At 73.6% G+C, this 18,602-nt stretch carries 14 protein-coding genes and 2 pseudogenes; 8 read left to right on the top strand and 8 right to left on the bottom strand.

All coding sequences use genetic code 11. From position 1 onward, the window contains the following. A pseudogene (locus ACFQE5_RS08635) lies at window positions 1-854 on the bottom strand (hydrolase); the annotation flags it as partial. A gap of 313 nt (window positions 855-1,167) precedes the next feature. Here ACFQE5_RS08635 and ACFQE5_RS08630 point away from each other — a divergent pair. Beyond that, window positions 1,168-3,978: an aconitate hydratase gene (locus tag ACFQE5_RS08630; RefSeq protein ID WP_379584303.1), complete on the top strand. Its 2,811-nt coding sequence runs from the start codon at window positions 1,168-1,170 to the stop codon at window positions 3,976-3,978. A gap of 145 nt (window positions 3,979-4,123) precedes the next feature. Further along, window positions 4,124-4,834 carry a TSUP family transporter gene (locus ACFQE5_RS08625; RefSeq protein ID WP_379584302.1) on the top strand — a complete coding sequence of 237 codons (711 nt, stop codon included), beginning with the start codon at window positions 4,124-4,126 and terminating at the stop codon, window positions 4,832-4,834. Between the two features lie 10 nt (window positions 4,835-4,844). Here ACFQE5_RS08625 and ACFQE5_RS08620 read toward each other — a convergent pair whose 3' ends face one another. Continuing rightward, window positions 4,845-6,794 (bottom strand): AfsR/SARP family transcriptional regulator, encoded by a 1,950-nt coding sequence (locus ACFQE5_RS08620; RefSeq protein ID WP_379584301.1) that lies wholly within the window; start codon window positions 6,792-6,794, stop codon window positions 4,845-4,847. A 23-nt stretch (window positions 6,795-6,817) separates the two neighbouring features. Beyond that, window positions 6,818-7,675, bottom strand: a complete 858-nt coding sequence (locus ACFQE5_RS08615; protein ID WP_379584300.1) for an SCO6745 family protein — start codon at window positions 7,673-7,675, stop codon at window positions 6,818-6,820. A gap of 80 nt (window positions 7,676-7,755) precedes the next feature. Here ACFQE5_RS08615 and ACFQE5_RS08610 point away from each other — a divergent pair, with 80 nt between their 5' ends. Next, on the top strand, window positions 7,756-8,334 hold the full coding sequence (locus ACFQE5_RS08610; RefSeq protein ID WP_379584299.1) for a GNAT family N-acetyltransferase: 579 nt from the start codon (window positions 7,756-7,758) through the stop codon (window positions 8,332-8,334). Here the strand turns inward: ACFQE5_RS08610 and ACFQE5_RS08605 are convergent. Continuing rightward, window positions 8,264-8,716, bottom strand: a complete 453-nt coding sequence (locus tag ACFQE5_RS08605) for a cupin domain-containing protein (protein WP_379584298.1) — start codon at window positions 8,714-8,716, stop codon at window positions 8,264-8,266. The two genes, ACFQE5_RS08610 and ACFQE5_RS08605, sit on opposite strands and share 71 nt — an antisense overlap. A 188-nt stretch (window positions 8,717-8,904) precedes the next feature. On the opposite strand from ACFQE5_RS08605, the gene ACFQE5_RS08600 reads away from it, so the two are divergent. From ACFQE5_RS08600 to ACFQE5_RS08580, 5 genes and pseudogenes are all read left to right on the top strand, one after another. After that, entirely contained in the window at window positions 8,905-10,461 is a 1,557-nt protein-coding gene (locus ACFQE5_RS08600) for a GAF domain-containing protein (protein ID WP_379584297.1), read from the top strand. Window positions 10,462-10,467: 6 nt separating this feature from the next. After that, window positions 10,468-10,764, top strand: a pseudogene (locus ACFQE5_RS08595) (helix-turn-helix domain-containing protein); the annotation flags it as partial. 377 nt (window positions 10,765-11,141) lie between these two features. Then, window positions 11,142-11,579, top strand: a complete 438-nt coding sequence (locus ACFQE5_RS08590; protein WP_379584296.1) for a hypothetical protein — start codon at window positions 11,142-11,144, stop codon at window positions 11,577-11,579. Beyond that, a complete protein-coding gene (locus tag ACFQE5_RS08585) occupies window positions 11,576-13,144 on the top strand; it encodes a GMC family oxidoreductase (protein WP_379584295.1) in 1,569 nt (522 codons plus the stop codon). The genes ACFQE5_RS08590 and ACFQE5_RS08585 overlap by 4 nt, the downstream gene beginning before the upstream one ends. Before the next feature lie 30 nt (window positions 13,145-13,174). Continuing rightward, on the top strand, window positions 13,175-13,729 hold the full coding sequence (locus tag ACFQE5_RS08580) for a YbhB/YbcL family Raf kinase inhibitor-like protein (RefSeq protein WP_379584294.1): 555 nt from the start codon (window positions 13,175-13,177) through the stop codon (window positions 13,727-13,729). Window positions 13,730-13,852: 123 nt separating this feature from the next. On the opposite strand, the gene egtD is transcribed toward ACFQE5_RS08580, so the two are convergent. The 4 genes from egtD to egtA are packed head-to-tail and all read right to left on the bottom strand — an operon-like array spanning window position 13,853 to window position 18,396. Further along, complete coding sequence (gene egtD, locus ACFQE5_RS08575) at window positions 13,853-14,824, bottom strand: L-histidine N(alpha)-methyltransferase (RefSeq protein ID WP_379584293.1); 972 nt, start codon at window positions 14,822-14,824, stop codon at window positions 13,853-13,855. Further along, a complete protein-coding gene (locus ACFQE5_RS08570) occupies window positions 14,821-15,660 on the bottom strand; it encodes an ergothioneine biosynthesis protein EgtC (RefSeq protein ID WP_379584292.1) in 840 nt (279 codons plus the stop codon). Before ACFQE5_RS08570 ends, egtD begins: the two co-directional genes overlap by 4 nt. A 4-nt stretch (window positions 15,661-15,664) precedes the next feature. Continuing rightward, entirely contained in the window at window positions 15,665-17,029 is a 1,365-nt protein-coding gene (egtB, locus tag ACFQE5_RS08565; RefSeq protein ID WP_379584291.1) for an ergothioneine biosynthesis protein EgtB, read from the bottom strand. After that, on the bottom strand, window positions 17,026-18,396 hold the full coding sequence (egtA, locus tag ACFQE5_RS08560) for an ergothioneine biosynthesis glutamate--cysteine ligase EgtA (RefSeq protein ID WP_379584290.1): 1,371 nt from the start codon (window positions 18,394-18,396) through the stop codon (window positions 17,026-17,028). The genes egtB and egtA overlap by 4 nt, the downstream gene beginning before the upstream one ends. Window positions 18,397-18,602 lie beyond the last annotated feature (206 nt).

Genomic DNA, 18,602 nt, shown 5'->3' with positions numbered 1-18,602 from the left:
GCGGCCCGCGCGGCCGCCGCCTGCTGCGCGGCGCGCTGGCGGGCCGCCTCGGCCTCGGCCTGCTGGCGCTGCCAGTCCTCGAAGCGCCTGCGCTGGGCCCGCAGCCCGGCGTCGGCGGCCTCGGCGGCGTCGAGCCTGCGCTGGACCTCGGCTTGTTCGGCCGCGACCGCCGCGAGCCGCCGGGCCTGCTCCTCGGCCGCCTCCTGGGCCTGCGCGACTGCGGCGTCGGCGGCCTGTTTGGCCTCCTGCGCGGCGGCCCGCCGAGCCTGGGCCTCCTCCTCGGCCGCGCGGGCCCGCGAGTCGGCGTTGGCCTTCTCGACCCGGGCCCGTTCCAGGCCGTCCAGGGCGGCTGCCTGCTGCCGGGTGAGCACATCGGTGAACTGGGCCCGGTCGACGAAGTCCTCCGGCCCCGTCGCGGAGGTGAGCAGACCGAGCGGTCCGAGGTCGATACCCGTCTGGTACGTGCCGGCGACGAACTCGTCGAGCCTGCCGCGGGCGGCCTCGATGGCCTTGCCGGCGGCCTCGGTCTGCGCGCGCGCGGCCTGCGCCCGCTGCGCCGCCGCGGCGGCCTCGGCCTGGGCGGCGTCGAGCGCGTCGCGCGCCGCGTTCGCCGACTCGCGCTGCTCGGCGAGGACGATCTGCAGCTCGTCGGCCTCGGCGTCGAGTTCGGTGAGGCGCCCGGTCAGCCGGGCGACCTCGGCGGCGCGGCCGGCGACGGCGTCGCGGCTGTTCTGCAGGTCCTGGTTGCTCGGGTTCGGTGGGGGTGGCGGCACGGGCGGCTGGGCCAGCGCCGTCGAGGCCCCGGCCAGCATCGCGAGAACGACGAGCACGACGAGGACCCGACCGGACCGCACAGCACCTCCCGCGACGGATCACCAGAGATGATCACTTCAGGGGCCTGACTGTGCCACTTCTCCGCATCCGGTTGCAGCAGCCCCACGGGTATTCGCCCGTAACTTCCACCACATGGAGCATCGAAGGCTGCGACGATCGGGTGACGGCGCCGTACCGCACGCAGTCGACGTCCCGGCGCGCGCCCCGCGCTCGCCCCCCTAGTAGGACAGGCGTACTGTTAGGCGTGTGGGGTCCCGCCGCCGGGCCGGTCGCCGTGCGCGAGACTCCGGTGACCGATCAGTCGCGCCTACCACCGCCAGGAGGACACCCATCGTGGCCAGCACCGATAGTTTCGGATCCAGGGGAACCATCGAGGCCGGTGGCGCCGAGTACGAGATCTTCAGGTTGTCCGCCGTCGCCGGTGCCGAGCGGCTGCCGTTCAGCCTCAAGGTGCTGCTCGAGAACCTGCTTCGCACCGAGGACGGGGTGAGCGTCACCGCCGACCACATCCGGGCGCTGGCGAGCTGGGACCCGGCCGCCGAGCCGGACACCGAGATCCAGTTCACCCCCGCGCGGGTGATCATGCAGGACTTCACCGGCGTCCCGTGCGTCGTCGACCTCGCGACGATGCGCGAGGCCGTCACCGAGTTGGGCGGCGACCCGGCCCGGGTCAACCCACTGGCCCCCGCCGAGCTGGTCATCGACCACTCGGTGATCATCGACATCTTCGGCCGCCCCGATGCCTTCGAACGCAACGTCGAGTTCGAGTACCAGCGCAACCGGGAGCGCTACCAGTTCCTGCGCTGGGGCCAGGGCGCGTTCGACGACTTCAAGGTCGTCCCCCCCGGCACCGGCATCGTGCACCAGGTCAACATCGAGCACCTGGCGCGCGTGGTGATGACCCGGGACGGACAGGCGTATCCGGACACGCTCGTCGGCACCGACAGCCACACCACGATGGTCAACGGGCTCGGCGTGCTGGGCTGGGGGGTGGGCGGGATCGAGGCCGAGGCCGCGATGCTCGGCCAGCCCGTCTCGATGCTCATCCCCCAGGTGGTCGGGTTCAAGCTCACCGGCGAGATCCCGGCCGGCGCCACCGCCACCGACGTGGTGCTCACGATCACCGAGATGCTGCGCCGCCGCGGCGTGGTGGGCAAGTTCGTCGAGTTCTACGGCGAGGGCGTGAGCGCGGTGCCGCTCGCCAACCGGGCCACCATCGGCAACATGAGCCCGGAGTTCGGCTCCACCGCCGCGATCTTCCCGATCGACGCCGAGACCATCCGCTACCTCACGCTCACCGGTCGCCCGAGCGAGCAGGTCGCCCTGGTCGAGGCCTACGCCAAGGAGCAGGGGCTCTGGCACGACCCGGCACGCGAGCCGGTCTACTCCGAGACCCTCGAGCTGGACCTCTCCACGGTCGTCCCGTCGATCGCCGGGCCGAAGCGCCCGCAGGACCGCATCGAGCTGAGCGTGGCCAAGCAGGCGTTCCGCTCCGCGCTCGTCGACTACGCCGACGGCGTGCAGGCCCCGGCGAGCTCCGGGGTCGACGAGTCCATCGAGGAGACCTTCCCGGCCAGCGACCCGGCGAGCCCCGCGGCGCACGGCAACGGCGGCGGCGCGCCCCGGGCCCCGATCTCCGCGGCCTCCGGCGCGCAGGGCCGTCCGAGCAGGCCGACCCAGGTGACCCTGGCGAACGGCACGACGTGCGAGCTCGACCACGGCGCCGTCGTCATCGCCTCGATCACCTCCTGCACCAACACCTCCAACCCGTCGGTGATGCTCGGCGCCGCGCTGCTGGCCAAGAACGCGGTCGACCGGGGCCTGGCGGTCAAGCCGTGGGTGAAGACCTCGATGGCGCCCGGCTCGCAGGTCGTGTCCGCCTACTACGAGAAGGTCGGCCTCTGGCCCTACCTGGAGAAGCTCGGCTACCACCTGGTCGGTTACGGCTGCACCACCTGCATCGGCAACTCCGGCCCGCTCCCGGAGGAGATTTCGGCCGCGGTCAACGAGGCCGACCTGGCCGTCGTCTCGGTGCTGTCGGGCAACCGCAACTTCGAGGGTCGGATCAACCCCGATGTGAAGATGAACTATCTGGCCAGCCCGCCGCTGGTGATCGCCTACGCGCTGGCCGGGACGATGGACTTCGACTTCGAGAACCAGCCGCTGGGCACCGCGAGCGACGGCACCGAGGTGTACCTGCGCGACATCTGGCCCTCGGCGCAGGACGTGCAGGCGACCATCGACGCCGCCATCAACCAGGAGATGTTCTCCCGCGACTACGCCGACGTCTTCCGCGGCGACGAGCGGTGGCGCTCGCTGCCGACCCCGACGGGCGAGACGTTCGCCTGGGACGCGAGCTCGACCTACGTGCGCAAGCCCCCGTACTTCGACGGCATGACCCGCGAGCCCGCCCCGGTGGGCGACATCTCGGGTGCCCGGGTGCTGGCGCTGCTGGGCGACTCGGTCACCACCGACCACATCTCCCCCGCGGGCTCGATCAAGGAGGATTCCCCGGCGGGTGCCTATCTGCGCGCCCACGGGGTGGAGCGCAAGGACTTCAACTCCTACGGCTCGCGCCGCGGCAACCACGAGGTGATGATCCGCGGGACGTTCGCCAACATCCGGCTGCGCAACCTGCTGCTGGACGGGGTGAGCGGCGGCTACACCCGTGACTTCACCCAGGCCGGCGGGCCGCAGGCGACCATCTACGACGCCGCGCAGAGCTACGCCGCGCGGGAGGTCCCGCTGGTCGTCCTGGGCGGCAAGGAGTACGGCTCGGGCTCGTCGCGGGACTGGGCGGCCAAGGGCACGGCCCTGCTGGGGGTCAGGGCGGTGATCGTCGAGTCCTTCGAGCGCATCCACCGTTCCAACCTGATCGGGATGGGCGTGCTGCCGCTGCAGTTCCCGCAGGGTGAGTCGGCATCGTCGCTGGGGTTGGACGGCACCGAGACCTTCGACATCAGCGGGATCACCGCCCTGAACGACGGCTCCACGCCGCGTACGGTGCACGTGACGGCACGCACGGACACCGGCAGGACGATCGAGTTCGACGCCACGGTCCGCATCGACACCCCCGGCGAGGCCGACTACTACCGGCACGGCGGGATCATGCAGTACGTGCTGCGCGGCATGCTCGGCGCCTGACCCTTCCAGCGCATCATGGCTCCATAACGCGCTGCGCACCGGCGTCGGATCGCGTCCTGGAGCCATGATGCCGCCAGCAGCGGGTCGGCACGACGTTATGGAGCCACGACGCGGCCCGCGTTCGGCGGCTGCCTACCGTGGGCGGGTGGAGGTCGTTGCGGCCGGGCTCGTCGTGGCCTTCGGCGCCCTGGTGCAGGGCACGGTCGGGTTCGGGCTCGCGCTGGTCGCGGCCCCGCTGCTGGCGATCATCGACCCGGCGTTCGTGCCGGTCCCGATGATCCTGCTCGCCGCGTCGCACGCGGTGCTGGCCGCCGCGCGCGAGCACCGGGCCACCGACTGGCGCGGGGTGGCCTGGGCGATGGCCGGCCGCGTCCCCGGCGCGGCGCTCGGGGCGCTCGCCGTGGCACTGTTACCGGCCCGCGGGTTCGCGATCCTGGTGGCGGTGTCCGTGCTGGCCTGCGCCGGGATGTCGGTCGTGCACACGCGGCTGCGGCCCACCGCGGCGGCGCTGCTGGCGGCCGGGCTGGTCAGCGGAGCGTCGGGCACGGCGACCTCGATCGGCGGCCCGCCGGTCGCCCTGGTCTACCAGCACGAGACCGGGCCGCGGGTGCGCTCCACGCTGGGCGCCTACTTCGCCCTCGGGGCCGTGCTGTCCCTGCTGTTCCTCGGGATGGCCGGGCAGGTCCAGCCGTCCGCGCTGCGCGACGGTGCGCTGATGCTGCCGTTCATGCTCGGCGGGTTCCTGCTGTCCGGCCCGGCCCGCCGGGTCCTCGACCACGGCTGGACCCGGCCCGCCGTCCTCGCGCTGACGGTGCTCAGCGCGCTGGGGCTGCTCGGGAAGGCCCTGTGGTCCTGACCGCGGCCCCTCACGGGCGCAGCCGTCGCTCCAGCCGGTCGACGTCGGGTTGCTCGCCGGGCAGCCGCGGCCATCCGGTGCGTCCGCGCAGCTCGCGGGCCCGGCGCAGGTGGGCGACGGCGAGTTCGTCGCTCGCCGCGGTGACCGCCCGGCTCTCGGCGACGAAGGCCATCGCCCGGGCGTCACCGCTGGCCGCCGCCGCACGCTCGGCGCGGTCGAGCAGGGCCTCGGCCCGCCCCGCCGGTACGAGCCGGGCCAGCGCCGCGGCGTTGAGCGCGATCCCCGATACGGAACCGGCGTGCTGGTACCAGGCCAGCGCCTCCCGGTGGCCGCGGGCGGCCGGTTCGGTGTCACCGGCCCGGGCGTCGACGAGCGCGAGGTTGGTGCGCACGTAGGCGACCAGCGACGGCGAGTCGACCCGCCGGGCGATCGCGAGTGCCTCGGCGAGCCGCTGTCGTGCCCCGCCGACGTCGCCGAGCAGCGCGGTCACGCCGCCGAGGCGCATCAGCTGCAGACACTGCGCGTGCGGCCAGCCGCCGTGCAGCGCGAGCAGCAGCGAGCGGCGGAAGTGGTCGGCCGCGGCGGGCAGCTCGCCGCGCCCCTGGGCGAGACAGCCCAGCAGCTCGTGGGCGCTCAGCTGGCCCGCGGCGTCGGGGAGCCCCGCGAAGACGCGCAGCGCCTCGGTGGCCAACCGGCCCGCCTCGGCGGGCCGGCCGATGCCCAGCAGGCCCCGGGCCTCGACGAGGGTGGCCAGCCCGCAGGCCCATCGGTCGGTGTCGCCGCCCAGGGCCGGCGCGGCGGCCGTGAGCGCCCGCGCCGCAGCCTCCGGCTCGCCGCGTTCGGTGCGCCGGTCGGCGATGAGCAGCAGGGCGAGGGCCTCGATGGCGGTCGGCGCGATCGGTGCGCGGGCCTGCTCGGCCAGCGCCCGCTCGGCGTCGCCGAGCGCGGCGGGCTCGTCGCGCTCGTGCACCGCCAGCGCCGCCGCCCACAGCCGAGCGGCCGACCGGGAACCGGTCGTGCCGTCGCCGGGCGGCGCGGCGAGCAGCTCGGCCAGCAGTCGTCGCCCCCGGCCGCGCTCCCCGGCGAGCCACCAGCCCCACGCACAGCGCACCGCCAACGCCAGCGCGGCCTCGGCGTGACCGTTGCGGGCCAGCCAGCGGATCATGTCCGGCGGGTGCAGCACCCCCGGCCCCGCCGACTCGCTGCGCACCGCGGTGTGCTCGCTGGCGAGGATCTCGGCGTGGGCGGCCCGCAGCAGCGGGGCGGGCTCCAGACCCGCGACGTCGGCGAGCGTGCGCCGGGCGTCCTCGAACACCGCCAGCGCCTCCGCGCGCCTGCCCTGGCGGTCGAGGGCGTGCATGAGCACGACCCGGGCGTCCTGACGCGCCGGCTCGGCGACGACGAGGGCGCGCGCGAGCGCGGCGGCCCGGACGTGGTCGCCGGCGTCGAGCACCGCACGGGCGTACAGCTCCCGGGCCGACCACACGAGGTCCTGCGCGCGGGCCGCGGCGGCGACCACGAGCGGCTCGTCCTCGCACGGCGCGTACGGCGTGCCACGCACCAACGCCAGCGCCGTCTCCAGCAGCTGGGCCGCCTCAGCGGCGCCGCCCCCGCCGAGCAGCGCCTGCGCCCGGCCGAGCGCCTCGACCAGCACATCCTCGTCGCAGTCACCGGTGGGGACCCGCAGCAGGTAGCCCTCGCCCGCGTGCACGAGGCGCTGCGCGCCGAGGAGCCGGCGCAGATGCGAGACGCGCGCCTGCAGGGTGTTCGCGCCGATGCCGGCGTCGGGCCCCCACGCGCCGTCGATGAGGCGCCGCGCGGAGACCGCCTCGTTGCGGTGCGCGAGCAGCCCCGCGAGGAGGGAACGGTCGCGGCGCCCGGTGAGCGCGACGACGCGCCCGTCGTCGCGCCTGACGGCCAGCGGGCCCAGCACGAACAGGCGCGGGTCGCCGTCGGTCACGATTGCCCCCGTTGCTCAGCGGGTCAGCGTGGCTGCGGCACCCCCATCGCGTTCGGGTAGGGCACCGCACCCGCGTCCGCGATGGCCGACGCTACCGGCGCGAGCACGGCGAGCATCTCGCGCAGCGCGGCATCGTCGATCCCGGCGAAGGCCGGGGACGCGGCCCGGTCGGTGCACCGCTCGAGTTCGGCGCGCTCCTCGCGGCCCCGGCCGGTCAGGGCGCCATCGGCGTCCAGCCAGCCGCGCCGCCCCAGCGCGACCGCGGCCTCGGCCCACTCCCGCTCGGTCCAGCCGCGGAACTCGCGCTGCTCGGGCACCAGCCGGCCGGTGGCCGCGGTCCAGACGTTGGCCTGCACGCCGTTCACCCCGGCGGCGACCAGCGCGGCGTTGTGCCCGTCGCCGCGGTACTCCCGCAGCACGGTCGCCGACCGCCACAGCGAGCCGACCGGGTCGGTGTCCGCCGCCAGCTCGGCGTGGGCCGCGGCGAGCGGCCGTCCGGCGAACTCGAGCCCGGCGGTGGCCGCGGCGAGCGACGCCGTGACCGTGCCGAGCCGGTCGGCCCCGGTGACGTGCCGGGCCAGGACGGTCCGGGCCACCTCCGCCCGCGCCGCCGCGACCCGGTGCGGCTCGGCCAGCTCCCAGGCCCGCGGCAGGGCCCGCTGGACCATCCGCGGGGCGAAGCCGAAGAACACGGCGGTGACCAGCCGCGGCCCCACCGCACCCAGGGCCGCCGCCCGGGAGGCGAAGTAACCCATCCAGAAGCCGCGCAGGCCCAGCCCCGCGTACGCCGCCTTCGCCTCCGGCGCGAAGTACACCACCGCGTGCACCGCCTCCAGGGCCCGCCACAGCTGCCGTTCCCGATCCATCCGATCATCGATCACGACCGCCGGTATAGGTCCGGGCCCACGCAACGGTCAACGCGGGCCGGGACGCACGTCAGCGCCGAGTCAGCGCGTCGCCGTTGCGTGAGAGCGTGCTGCACACCCAGCCCGGCTGCCGGGCGCTCGCACCGGCGGCCGACCTGCGCTACCTCCGCGCGACCACCCATGCCGATTGCGCGGCCGTCGTCGAACTGGTCGGCGCGTGTTCGCCACAGACGCTGGGCCGGCGGTTCCTCCTGCCGGGAATCGACGCGACCCGCGTCCTCGGCGGTTACCTGCGGTTCCTGCTCCCGGCTTCCGGGGGCGAGGCGCTGCTGGCGAGTGTGGACGGCTGCCCGGCGGGGTTGCTCACCGTGTTCCGGTACGGACCGTGCCGGGCGGAGATCGCGCTGCTGGTCCCCGACCGGTGGCAGCGCCGCGGGATCGGAACCCAGCTCGTCCGCTTCGCCCGCGGCGCCCTGGCGGGTCGGCGGATCCACGCGACGGTGCACTCCACCAACGTCGGTTCGCGTGCGCTGCTTCGCCTGCTGGGTCAGCCGCTGCAGGGCGGCGCGAGCGCGCCCGGCCAGCTCGACTACGAGTTCGTGCTCAGCCCTGATGAAGGGGATCGACCCACGGCACGTCCTCGGGTTCGGCGATCCCCTCGATGTCGAGGTTGACCACGATCGGGTCGCGGCCGCTGCGGGTCAGCACGCATTCCAGCGGCTCGTCGTCGAGGGCGTTGATCTCCTGGTGCGGGACGAACGGCGGCACGAAGATGAACCCTCCGGGCCCGGCCTCGGCGGTGAACTCCAGCCGCTCGCCCCAGCGCATCCGGGCCCGCCCGCGGACCACGTAGATCACGCTCTCCAGCTCGCCGTGGTGGTGCGCGCCGGTCCGGGCGCCCGGGTGGATCGTCACCGTGCCCGCCCACAGCTTCTGCGCGCCGGCCCGCTCGTAGGTGATCGCTGCCGCCCGGTTCATCCCGGGGGTCTGCGGGGTGTTGGTGTCGAGCGCGTCGCCGGGAATGACGCGAACGCCGTCGGTGCGCCAGTCGGTCATGCGCCAAGGCTAGCCGCGAACAAGGCAGGCTGCCGCCGGCGGTGGCGCTCCGCCTGCGACGGAGGGACCCGCCCGCGCGTTGTCTCAGTATGAGACTCCGAGCTGCCGCGCGGTGCGCATGGCCTGTGTCACAGTCGACCGACAGCGGCAGCGAGAACGCAACGACGCGTCCCACGGAGGTTTGGAGGATGAGCGAGCAGACCCGGCTCTCGGAACGGGAGCGGATCGCCAGGTCGCGAGGCGGGCCGGGGGCCACGACGACCGCGCCGAGACTCAGCGCGTCCTGGCGGCGCAGCGCGCACTACGGGATCTCCCTCGATTCGGTGAACCCGATGTTCACCGGCGGTGTCGATGACAGTTCGCTCTTCTACGAGTGCGGACAGGAGGTCCTGCGCGGCCTGCACGCGACGCTGGCGAACGAGCCGGTGAGCCTGATGCTCACCGACAGCGAGGGCCTGGTGCTGAGCCGTACCTGCGGCGAGCGCTCGCTGCTGCGCGCACTCGACACGGTGTACCTCGCCCCGGGGTTCGGCTACTCCGAGCGCGAAACGGGCACGACCGGGCTCGGCCTCGCGCTGGCGGACCGCGCTCCATCACTGGTCAGGGCGGACGAGCACTATTGCACGGCGCTGTGGGGCTACACCTGCGCCGCCGTCCCGGTGACGGATCCGGCGACCGGGGAGCTCGTCGGCAGCGTCAACCTGACCACCTGGGCCCGGCAGTCGGACAAGCTCCTGCTGGCGTTGGCGCAGATGGCGGCGGGCAACACGGCCGCCCTCATGCTCGCCCGCGGGCGCGGCCGGACGCCTCGCCCGGCATCCCGTGGGGAAGTGTTCCGCGTTCGGCTCCCGCGCGCCGGGGACGACCCGCCCCCGCCGGAGCTGTCCGGGGCCTGGCAGGCCTCGCTCGCGCAGGTCGAGGCCGCGCTGGCGGAGGACCGGGCGGTCGCCGTCGTCGGCGAGCCCGGGGTGGGCAAGACGGCGTTGCTCGCCGCGGCACACCGCAGCATGCGCCCGCAGGACCGCGTTCTCACCGCACGCCCGCCGGAGCCCACCGATGCTCAGGCGTGGCTCGCCCTGTGGAGTCCGGAGCTCGGCAAGGAACACACCAGCGTCATCGTGGGCCGGGTCGACGCACTACCCTCGTGGACCGCCGCGGAGCTCGCCCGGATCTTCGAGACGGTCGGCGGGGAGGCGGACAACCATCGGGCCCGCCGGCCGTTCGCGGTGACCGCGCAGGAACCCGCCCGGATCCCGGAGGCGCTGATCGGGCTGTTCGGCTCGGTCGTCGAGGTTCCGGCGCTGCGGCACCGCCTCGACGACGTGCTGCCCTTGGCCGGCTACTTCGGCAGGCAGGCCCGCGGCCGGACCGTGCGGTTCACCTCCGCCGCGGCACACGCGCTGACCTCCTACCACTGGCCCGGAAACGTCGCGCAGCTGCGCGAGGTGATCCGCACCGCGGTGTCCCGGGCCGACGTCGTCGACGCCCGCCACCTGCCGGAGGAGGTGTTCAGCGGGGCGAACCACCGACTCACCCGGCTGGAGGCCGTCGAGCGCGACGAGATCGTCGGGTGTCTCGCCGAGCCGGGAACGACCGTCGCCGAGGCGGCCGCGAAGCTGGGGATCAGCCGGGCGACGCTCTACCGCCGTATCGCCCAGTACGGCATCCGGACAGCCGGCCGCCGGCTGCGGACCGCGGCCCCCTGTCCCCCCGACACCCCGGCGAACTCGTCCGCGAAGGAGTGACCTGCCGTGCCGTCGTCGAAGGACCCCCTCCGCGAGCCCAGCGGGCTGATCGGATCGGCGCGGCGCGCGCTGCGGGTGCTGGAGGTGGTCGCCACCGAGGGGGACGGAATCGCCGCGAAGGCGGTGGCCCGGCGCACCGGGTGCTCACTCGGCACCACCTACCACCTGCTGAACACCCTCGTGCACGAGGGCTATCTCGTCCACCTCGGTCACGGTCAGGGCTTCGCACTGGGTCACAAGATCGGCCGCCTGTGCGCCCTGCCGCACCACGAGGCCGACGCCGGCGACCGGGTGCGCGCCGACCCCACCGCACGATGAGGCCCGCCCCTGTTCCCACCCCGTCCTCGGGTGGCTGATCGGTCGGAATACCGTGTCCGGCCCACCGGACCCGAATTCCATTTCCCGCTCGGGAAACTCGGACGGCGCGGCCTCCCGCCCGAAGGACACCAGCGCGTGAGCGATGTCATTCAGAGTTCCTCGGTTCATTTTCCGACACGCTGAAATATCCGGCCTTGCGCCGCTCCAGAGCGATTGGAAGATTGCTCTCACGGAGCACGAAGCCGAAGGGCTGCATGGAATCGACGTCGATCCGGTGGCACGCTCGCGGATCGCCTTCTTGCCGAACGCATTTTTGGGGCGGACCGGAGTCGACTCATCCATCGCGAGGAAGGACGGATTGAATGAACGGACTGTTATCCGATCAGCAGCGTCGAACATTGGTCGACCTGTTGCGCACGGCATTTCCGCACGACGGGTTCCCGGTCGGGGCCTATCAGCGCACCGCCGACGCGGTGCTGGCCAAAGCGGCCGATGCCCCCCGGCTACTCGCCCAGCTGGTCCAGGGCCTGTCCGATGTGGACCAACTGCGTGGGGTCGCGTTCTCGCAGCTGGACGCCGAGACCGCCACCGCGGTGGTGCGCGGGATCGCCGACACCCCGTTCTTCGCCGGGATCGTCGAGGTGGCCGTGGTCGCGCTCTACGACGACCGCGAGGTCTGGGACGTGCTGGGCTACGAGGGGCCGTCCTTCGACAAGGGTGGCTATCTCAACCGCGGGTTCAACGACCTGGACTGGCTGCCCGAGCCGCGCATCGAGGAGGCAGAGGGGGTATCGGCATGACTCGGTTCGACTACGACGACTCCGACGTGGTGGTCATCGTCGGATCCGGGGCCGGTGGTGGCACGCTCGCCAACGAGCTCTGCCAGCGCGGGATCAAGACCGTGGTGCTCGAGGCCGGGCCGCACCTGACCGGCGAGGACTACCACAACGACGAGTGGCAGGCGTTCGCCCAGATGGCCTGGACCGACCCGCGCACCACCTCGGGCAGCTGGCGGGTCGCGACCGACTTCCCGAGCCTGCCGGCCTGGATCGTCAAGGCGGTCGGTGGGACCACGACGCACTGGGCCGGGGCGTGCCCACGGTTCAAGGCCCACGAGCTCGCCACCCGCAGCGTCTACGGCGACCTCGACGGCGCCACGCTGCTGGACTGGCCGATCACCCTGTCCGAACTCGAGCCGTACTACGACCAGGCCGAGATCAAGATGGGGGTCAGCCACCGCCACGGCCGCCCGCCGCTGCCGGCGAACAACAACTACAAGGTCTTCGCCAACGGCGCGGCAAAGGTCGGCTACCAGCAGTACGCCACGGGTCCCTACGCGACGAACGCCGAGCCCTACGACGGCCGCCCGGGCACGATCCAGGACGGGTTCAACTTCCAGGGCGACAAGAACGGGTCGAAGTGGTCCACGTTGGTCGCCGAGCTGCCGAAGGCGGCCCGGACCGGACGGCTCGACCTGCGCCCGGACAGCCACGCCATCCAGATCCTGCACGACTCGCGCGGTCGGGCCACCGGGGTTCTCTACGTCGATCGCAACGGCACGGTCCGCCGCCAGCGAGCCGCCGTGGTGTGCGTGGCCGGGAACTCCATCGAGTCGGCCCGGCTGCTGCTGCTCTCGGCGTCGGCGCAGTTCCCCGACGGGCTGGCGAACTCCTCGGGCCAGGTCGGACGCAACTACATGCGCCACACCACCGGAACCGTGTGGGGCCAGTTCGACAAGCCGGTGCGGATGTACCGCGGGGAGACGATGGCCGGGATCATCGCCGACGAGTCCCGGCTGGACACCGACCGCGGCTTCGCCGGCGGCTACTACCTGCAGACGCTCGCCCTCGGGCCGGCGTTCTTCGCGACGTTCGTCGCCCCGGGGACGTGGGGATCCGCGCTCACCGAGATCGTCGACGGCTACCTGGGGACCGCGGGCATGTGGATCGTCGGGGAGGACATGCCCCAGGCCGACAACCGGGTCACGCTCTCCCGCGACACCGTCGACGCCCATGGGCTCCCGGTGGCCAACGTGCACTTCGACGACCACCCCAACGACGTCGCGATGCGCAACCACGCCTACCGGCAGGGCGCGGCCGTCTACCGGTCGGTCGGCGCGCACCGGGTCATCGAGACCCCGCCCTACCCGTCGACCCACAACCTGGGCACCTGCCGGATGAGCCAGCGCCCCGGCGACGGGGTGGTCGACCGCTTCGGCCGCGCGCACGACGTGCCGAACCTGTTCGTCTCCGACGGCAGCGTCTTCACCACCGGCGCGGCGGCCAACCCGACCCTGACGATCGTCGCGCTGGCGATCCGCCAGGCCGAGTACATCGCCACCGAGTTCGGCGCGACGCTCGCCTGAACCACCCGCACCGAACCCCTGGAGAAACACATGGTCACCTCGCATGCGGCGACGTCCGCCCCACCCGACCCCTACGCCTTCCTGCCCGAGGTCCCCACCTTCACCCTCACCAGCACCGATATCGCCGACGGTGTCCCACTCGCGTCCGCCCAGGTCAGCGGGATCTTCGGGGCCGGAGGACAGGACCGCTCACCGCAGCTGAGCTGGCGGGACTTCCCGACCGCCACCCGTAGCTTCGCGGTGACCTGCTACGACCCGGATGCCCCCACCGGCAGCGGGTTCTGGCACTGGGCGGTCGCCGACATCCCCGCGGAGGTCACCGGACTGCCGTCCGGGGCGAGCGGCCCCGACGGCGCCGGTCTCCCCCAGGGCGCGATCTGCCTGGCCAACGACGCCGGGTTGCATCACTACCTCGGCGCCGCGCCGCCCCAGGGCCACGGGGTGCATCGCTACTTCTTCGTCGTGCACGCGGTGGACGTGCCCCGGCTGGGCGTCGCCCGCACCGCCAGCCCCGCCTTCCTGGGTTTCCTCCTGTTCACCCACACCCTCGCCCGAGCCGCGATCACCCCCGTCTACGAGCGCTGAACGCGGCCACCCGGCCCGGGGCCGGCCGGTCCCGGGCCCCTCCGCGATCCCGCGGTGCCGGTCCTGTTCCGGGCGATCGCCCCGGCGCGTCGCCGACGTCCCGGGGCGGGTCCGGCGCCGTGGTCAGCGGGCGATGGCCAGGCTCAGCCCGAAGCGGTCGTCGGCGTCGGCCCACCAGCGGCTGAGTTCGAAACCGGCCTCGCCGAGCATCGCGCGCACGCCGTCGCGCCGGAACTTCGCCGAGATCTCGGTGCGCATCTCCTCCCCCGCCGCGAACCGCACCACCAGGTCGAGCGCGGCGAGGGTGACGGTCATGTCCCGTTCGGCGCGCAGCCGCATCTCGATCCACTCGTGTTCGGCGTCCCAGGCCGCGACGTGCGCGAAGGACTCCGGCGTGAAGTCCGCCCCGAGCTGGCGGTTGAGCACGTGCAGCACGTTGCGATTGAACTCCGCGGTCACCCCGGCGGCGTCGTCGTAGGCGGGTACGACGATCGACGGATCGACGACGAGCCCGGTGCCCAGCAGCAGCTGCTCGCCGGGCTCCAGGACGGAGCGGACATGCGTGAGGAACGCGGCGCGCTCGTCGGGCAGCAGGTTGCCGATCGTCCCACCCAGAAACGCGATCATGCGACGGCCGCCGCGGGGCAGCCCACCCAGGTCGTGGGTGAAGTCGCCGACCACCCCGTGCAGGTCCAGCCCCGGGTACTCGTCGGCCAGCGCGTTCAGCGCCAGCCGCAGCGCGGGTTCGCTGACGTCCTGCGGCACGTAGCGGCGCAGCGTGCCGGCGCGGGTGAAGGCGTCGAGCACCAGCCGGGTCTTGGCCGACGATCCGGACCCCAGCTCGACGACGGTGTCCGCGCCGGAGGCGGCGGCGATGTCGTCCACGCTGGCCCGCAGGAGCGCCCGTTCGGTCCGGGTCGGGTAGTACTCCGGCAGCTCGGTGATCTTCTCGAACAGCTCGCTGCCCCGCCCGTCGTAGAACCATTTGGGCGGCAGCTGCTTGGGTTGGGCGGTGAGGCCGGCGCGGGCGTCGGCGTGCAGGGCGGCCTCGGCATCGGACTCGGTCAGGTGGACGTCGAGCAACACGGAACTCATCGGACTCCTTGGGCGTGCGTGGACTGCAGGGCCGTGAGGATTGCCAGGCGGTGCCGGCCGGGGCGTGCCACCACCAGGTGCCGGTCGGGCACCCCGGTCCATCCCGGCGACGGGTCGAGCGGTTCGGAGGCGACGGTGGTCGAATCCGGTGTCGTGCAGACGGACAGCGCGTGGCCCCAGGTCGTGGCCCAGATCGTCGAGCCGTCGGTGAGCAGCAGGTTCAGCCGCGATCCGGGAGCCGCCGCCTGCACCGCGACGACGATCTCGGCGAGCACCGTGCCCGGGTTCGCGCCGTCGCGCAGCCGATGCCGCACCAGCGCCCACAGCAGGGCCGAATCGCTGGGCGCGTCGAGGGTCATCAGATCGGTCACCGGCAATCCGGACGCGAGCGCGGCGACGCTGCCGGGCCAGCCGCGCACCACGCCGTTGTGGCTGAACAGCCAGCGGCCCTCGGCGAACGGCGCGACCGCGGTGCTGACCACGGGCATCCCCGGAGTGGCGGAGCGCACCGCCGCGAGCACCACCGAGCTGCGGGTCGCCCCGGCGAGCGCGTGGAACGAGGTATCCGACCACAGCGGCTGGGCGCTGCGGTACCGCACCGGTCCGGGCCCGGCCGGACCGGCTTCCCCCGCGCTGTTCGCGCCGGCTCCCGAACCGGGGTCCGCCGCGGTCTCCGCCGGTGCATACCAGCCCGCGCCGAATCCGTCCGCGTTCACGGTTCCCCCGCCGCGCATGTCCGCCGGCGCGTAGGACTGGCGCAGCAGCCCGTGCGGCGGATCCAGCAGCAGCGCCGACAGGGTCGTCGGCGGGCCGAGGTACGCCAGGTGGCGGCACACCCCGTTACCGCTCGCCCGCCGTGCCCGCCGCGGCCTCGAGCGGGCTCGGGTCGCGCGCGCACCGGAACCCCGCGAAGATCTGCCGGCGGATCGGATGGTCCCAGTTGCGGAAGGTGCCGCGGATCGCGGAGGGATCGGTGCCGAAGGATCCGCCGCGCAGCACCTTGTAGTCACCGCCGAAGAACACCTGCGAGTACTCCGGGTAGGGGAAGGCCTCGAAACCCGGGTAGGGCTGCCAGCCGGAGTCGCACCACTCCCAGACATCGCCGATCAACTGCTGCACCCCCAGGGGCGAGGCTCCCGCCGGGAAGGCCCCGATCGGGGCGGGCTGCAGGTGGCGCTGCCCGAGGTTGGCATGCGCGGGCGTCGGGTCGGCATCACCCCACGGATAGCGCCGGGACCGGCCCGTGGACGGGTCGTGGCGGGCCGCCTTCTCCCACTCCGCCTCGGTGGGCAGCCGCTTGCCGGCCCACGTCGCGTAGGCGACCGCCTCGTGGAAACACACATGCACCACCGGCTCCCGGTCCGGGACCGGTTCGAGCACTCCGAACCGGCGCCGCCACCAGGTGCCGTCGTCGTCGCGCTCCCAGAACCGTGGGGCGGCCAGGCCGGCGTCGTGCCGGTGCCGCCAGCCGGTCTCGGTCCACCAGCGCGGGTCGTCGTAGCCACCGTCGCCGATGAACGCGGCGTACTCGCCGTTCGTGACCGGATAGGTGTCGATCACGAAGGCGGGCAGGTCGACCAGGTGGGCCGGGCGCTCGTTGTCCAGCGCCCAGGGCTCGGTCGAGGTGCCCTGCACGAACCGGCCCGCCGGGACGAGAACCTCCCGGGGGCCGTGGATCGGCGCGGCCGCGGGCGGGGGCCCAGCGTGCAGTACCGGGGCGCCCGACCGCAGCTGGTGGGTGGCGAGCATGGTCTCGTCGTGCTGCTGCTCGTGCTGCACGATCATGCCGAAGGCGAACCCGTTCTCCACGAGCCTGCGCCCGGTGAGTGGGCTGCGCTCCAGCGCGTCCAGGGCCTTGTCCCGGACCTGACCGAGATAGGCGTGGGTCTCGGCCGGGGTCAGCAGCGGCAGATCGACCCGGCTGGCGCGGGAGTGCCGGAAGGCGTCGTAGAGCCCGTCGATCTCCGGGCGCAGCGGGGCGCGACCACCGACGTCGCGGACCAGCCAGAGCTCCTCCTGGCTGCCGACGTGCGCGAGGTCCCAGACCAGGGGGGACATCAACGGCGAGTGCTGGGCAACGAGATCGGCGTCGTCGACGGCGTCGGTGAGCGCCAGGCTGCGGGCGCGCGATCGGGCCAGCAACTCCGCGACGTGGGTGCGGAGCTCCTCGGCGCCGAGTTCGGGCAGCGGTGCGCGGTGGCTCATCGTCGCTCTCCGTCCGGGCTGTCCGGTTCGCCGGGGATCGGTTCAGGACATGGGGGGCCGTCGCGCAGGGCGACCGACGGCCAGGTGGGAGCGGAGTTCTCGCGGGTGGCGGGCTCCCCCGGGATCTCCTCGTCGGCCGGACATCGACCCGAGCGCACCCGGCGCTCGGTCACGTCCTCCAGCTCGGCCAGGTACTCCGGTGGTCCGCCCAGCGCCCGCAGGGCGGTACACGCGAGCTCGAAGACCCCGATCGCGGCGGCGGCCAGCACCCGGTCGTCCAGACCGTGCCGGGCCGCCGAGATCCACCGCCCCTGCGCGGGCTCGCACAGCTCCAGCGTCCGGTCGGTGACGACCGGGTCCGACAGCAGCGCGACGAGCATCGCCATCGGCAGCTTCCAGTGCCGACCCGGCTGCCCGTCCACGTAGCGCACCTCGAGATGTCCGCGCGGGCGGACCGGCGGGAACAACGTCGACACGTGATAGTCGAGGTCGGCGGTGGTGGGCAGGGTGGGTAGCGCGCCGCCGATCCAGTCGGCGAACGTGACCCGGCCCGGCACCTCCCAGGAGCCGGTCGGCCGGCGCACGCACAGCAGCGGGGTGTGCAGCACCCGTTCGGCCCAGGCAGCGGCCGGGTCACCGGTGCGGGGTGGCGGCGGTGCGGTGCGGTCCGGGTCGGCCGCGAGCCAGCAGGCCATCCGGGAGGACTTCCACCCGGTGCGCCTGCCGTGCAGCAGGGGTGAGTTCGCGAACGCGGCCAGCAGCACCGGCCCGAGCGCGTGCAGGGCGTCCCACCGGCGCGGGATGTCGGCGGCCTCGCCGGCGTCGAGGCAGACCTGTACGGCCGCGGTGGAGCACATGCCGCTGCGCCCGTGTGGGCCGATCCGGTCGAAGGCGCTCTCCATCGCCCGGTAGCGCGGCACATCGAGAATGCGGATGGGAGGCCGGATCGGGTCGGAGGCGCGAGGCTCGATGCGCAGGCCATGCGCGGCGAGGCGCCGGTGCAACTCGGCGGCGTCGGCCTCGACGGTGCGGTCCAGAGCGGACAGGCCGGCCAACGGGGGGCTTGCCAGCTCGACCTGCCCGCCGGGTTCGACGGTGACGATCGAGCCGCCCGGCAACGGGATGGCCGGGGAGCCGGGGCGGAGGGTGGTGGGAGTGTGCGGACCGAGTGCGGCCGCGAGGGTGGCCGCATCGGGAGGCTGTCGGGGGGCGATGGTGGAGTACACCAACCACTCCAGCTCGACTCCGGCCAACCGCGGTGGCCCGTGCTTGAAGCACACCGAGGCCACATAGGCCTCCGCCTCGGCGCGACTGCGCAGCACCGTGATCGTCGGTGGCGCGGCGGGAGGCGGGACGAATGTCGGCACGAAACGGTTCGTTGCGGTCGGCGGCTGGACGCCCGTCGCCTCCTGCATCACGGAGGCGACGCTACTCGTCCGGACCGGCAGCCGCAGGCGGTCGCGAGCGGAGCGGAAGGCGGCCGATCACCCGGTCCGGGTATCTCCTCACCGGTCTGGCCCGAGCCCGGCGCCGGGTTCACTACGCCGAACAGGGCTCGATCGTTGGTCCGTTC

The organism is Pseudonocardia hispaniensis (assembly GCF_042658695.1).
Classification (GTDB): Bacteria; Actinomycetota; Actinomycetes; order Mycobacteriales; family Pseudonocardiaceae; genus Pseudonocardia; species Pseudonocardia hispaniensis.
Note: the sequence above shows the minus strand (reverse complement) of the source record. Positions and strands in the feature narration are given on the sequence as shown.

Bases quoted from the DNA above. Each gene is read 5' to 3' on its own strand.
- ACFQE5_RS08580 (WP_379584294.1), top strand. From the start codon at position 13,175: ATGGTCACCTCGCATGCGGCGACGTCCGCCCCACCCGACCCCTACGCC.
- egtD (WP_379584293.1), bottom strand. From the start codon at position 14,824: ATGAGTTCCGTGTTGCTCGACGTCCACCTGACCGAGTCCGATGCCGAG.
- egtB (WP_379584291.1), bottom strand. From the start codon at position 17,029: ATGAGCCACCGCGCACCGCTGCCCGAACTCGGCGCCGAGGAGCTCCGC.
- ACFQE5_RS08590 (WP_379584296.1), top strand. From the start codon at position 11,142: ATGAACGGACTGTTATCCGATCAGCAGCGTCGAACATTGGTCGACCTG.
- ACFQE5_RS08605 (WP_379584298.1), bottom strand. From the start codon at position 8,716: ATGACCGACTGGCGCACCGACGGCGTTCGCGTCATTCCCGGCGACGCG.
- ACFQE5_RS08585 (WP_379584295.1), top strand. From the start codon at position 11,576: ATGACTCGGTTCGACTACGACGACTCCGACGTGGTGGTCATCGTCGGA.
- ACFQE5_RS08600 (WP_379584297.1), top strand. From the start codon at position 8,905: ATGAGCGAGCAGACCCGGCTCTCGGAACGGGAGCGGATCGCCAGGTCG.